The organism is Nocardia sp. NPDC003726 (assembly GCF_053586955.1).
Genome location: NZ_JBSFNF010000061.1, coordinates 1 through 2,224, shown reverse-complemented (window position 1 = coordinate 2,224; position 2,224 = coordinate 1). Strand labels below are relative to the sequence as shown.

2 protein-coding genes are annotated in these 2,224 nt (G+C 65.4%); both read left to right on the top strand.

What is annotated here, in order from left to right:
* Positions 1-99: 99 nt before the first annotated feature.
* Complete coding sequence (istA, locus tag ACWDMM_RS33745; RefSeq protein ID WP_449941584.1) at positions 100-1,335, top strand: IS21 family transposase; 1,236 nt, start codon at positions 100-102, stop codon at positions 1,333-1,335.
* Complete coding sequence (istB, locus tag ACWDMM_RS33740) at positions 1,335-2,150, top strand: IS21-like element helper ATPase IstB (RefSeq protein ID WP_449941582.1); 816 nt, start codon at positions 1,335-1,337, stop codon at positions 2,148-2,150. The genes istA and istB overlap by 1 nt, the downstream gene beginning before the upstream one ends.
* Positions 2,151-2,224 lie beyond the last annotated feature (74 nt).

Here is a 2,224-nt window from a genome sequence, read left to right as displayed (position 1 = left end):
TGTCGGCGGAACGTGAAAACTGATCACTGCGCGGCAACTCAAAATGGACCACCTGGTCGGTGACCCTGGCTGATATCCGAGCCAGGGAGGACCGAAGGGATGCTTGCTGTGGAGGATTGGGCTGAGGTTCGTCGTTTGAGCAGGTCAGAGGGTATTCCGATCCAGGCGATCGCTCGGATGATGGGCATATCCCGCAACACTGTGAAGCGGGCCCTGGCCTCGGATCGGCCACCGAAGTACGAGCGTCCGGCGAAGGGATCGGTCGTGGACGCGTTCGAGCCGCAGATCCGGGAGCTGTTGAAGATGTATCCGACGATGCCGTCGACGGTGATCGCGGAGCGAATCGGCTGGACCCGGTCGGTCCGGACGTTGTCCGGCCGGGTCGCCGAGCTGCGTCCGGTGTATCTGCCGCCGGATCCGGCGTCGCGGACGACCTATGTTGCCGGTGAGGTCGCTCAGTGTGATTTCTGGTTCCCGCCGATCGAGTTGCCGGTCGGGTTCGGGCAGGTCCGGGGCCCGAAACAGTTACCGGTCCTGACGATGGTGGCGGGTTATTCACGCTGGTTGATGGCGATGCTGATCCCGTCGCGGCATGCCGAGGACCTGTTCGCTGGTTGGTGGGCCCATATCCACCGGCTCGGCTCGGTGCCGAGGGTTCTGGTCTGGGACGGAGAAGGCGCGATCGGCCGCTGGCGGGCCGGCCGCAGCGAACTCACGACCGAATGCCAAGCATTCCGAGGAACCCTCGGTGCGAAAGTACTCGTCTGCAAACCCGCCGATCCGGAGGCCAAAGGCATGATCGAACGGGCCCACGACTACCTGGAACGGTCGTTTCTGCCCGGGCGGTCGTTCCGCAGTCCTGCTGACTTCAACGCCCAGCTCGGCGAGTGGCTGGAGTTGGTCAACCATCGACCCCGCCGCGCGTTGGGTTGCGCGCCCGTCGATCGGATCACCGCGGACCGCCAAGCGATGCTGGCGTTGCCGCCGATCGCGCCGGAGACCGGGTGGCGGCGGTCAGCGCGGCTGCCGCGCGATCATTATGTCCGGTTGGATTCCAATGACTACTCGGTGCATCCAGCGGTGATCGGTCGCCGGATCGAGATCGTCGCAGACCTGGACCGGGTCCGGGTGTTTTCCGGTGGTCGGGTCGTCGCCGATCACGAACGGATCTGGGCATGGCATCAAACGCTATCCGACCCCGCCCATATCGAGGCGGCGAAAGCGTTGCGGCGCGGCCGGATCGGTATCGTGCGCCCGGCACCAGAACCCGAGGTCGAGCAACGCTGCCTGACCGACTACGACACCGCACTCGGTATCGAAGGCGGGGTGGCGTGATGCCCGGCCGAACCAGAACCGCCCCGAAAACCTCCACCACGACCAGGGATTTCGCTGCGGAGCTGAGCTTCCTCACCCGAGCGCTGAAGGCGCCGTCGCTGCGCGAAGCCGCGCAACGGCTGCCCGAACGCGCCCGCGCCGAGAACTGGACCCACGAGGAGTTCCTCGTCGCCTGCCTGCAACGCGAGGTCTCCGCCCGCGAATCCCACGGCGGTGAAGGACGAATCCGCTCGGCCCGGTTCCCGCACCGAAAATCCCTCGAGGAGTTCGACTTTGGTCACGCCCGCGGCCTCAAACGCGACACGATCGCGCACCTGGGCACCCTGGATTTCGTCACCGCGAAAGAGAATGTGGTGTTCCTGGGACCACCCGGAACAGGCAAAACCCACCTCGCGATCGGACTGGCGATCCGAGCCTGCCAAGCCGGACACCGAGTCGCGTTCGCCACCGCCGCCGAATGGGTGTCCCGCCTCGCCGAAGCCCACCACACCGGCCGCTTGCAGGCCGAGCTGACCAAACTCGGTCGCTACCCGCTGCTCGTGGTCGACGAGGTCGGCTACATCCCGTTCGAGAACGAGGCAGCGAACCTTTTCTTCCAGCTCGTCTCATCCCGCTACGAACGGGCCTCGCTCATCGTGACCAGCAACAAAGTCTTCGGCCGGTGGGGCGAGGTCTTCGGCGACGACGTCGTCGCCGCAGCCATGATCGACCGCCTCGTCCACCACGCCGAGGTCATCGCATTGAAAGGTGACAGCTACCGGCTCAAGGACCGCGACCTCGGCCGCGTCCCCACCGCCGGCACAACTGAAGACTGAAACCACCAACCCAACCGGCCAGGTGGTCCAGATTGAACTGCCGTCAGATGGTCCGGATTGGCGTTCCGTTGACA

What these genes read in the sequence shown, in the direction of transcription:
- istB (WP_449941582.1), top strand. Translation starts at nt 1,335, where the DNA reads ATGCCCGGCCGAACCAGAACCGCCCCGAAAACCTCCACCACGACCAGG.
- istA (WP_449941584.1), top strand. Translation starts at nt 100, where the DNA reads ATGCTTGCTGTGGAGGATTGGGCTGAGGTTCGTCGTTTGAGCAGGTCA.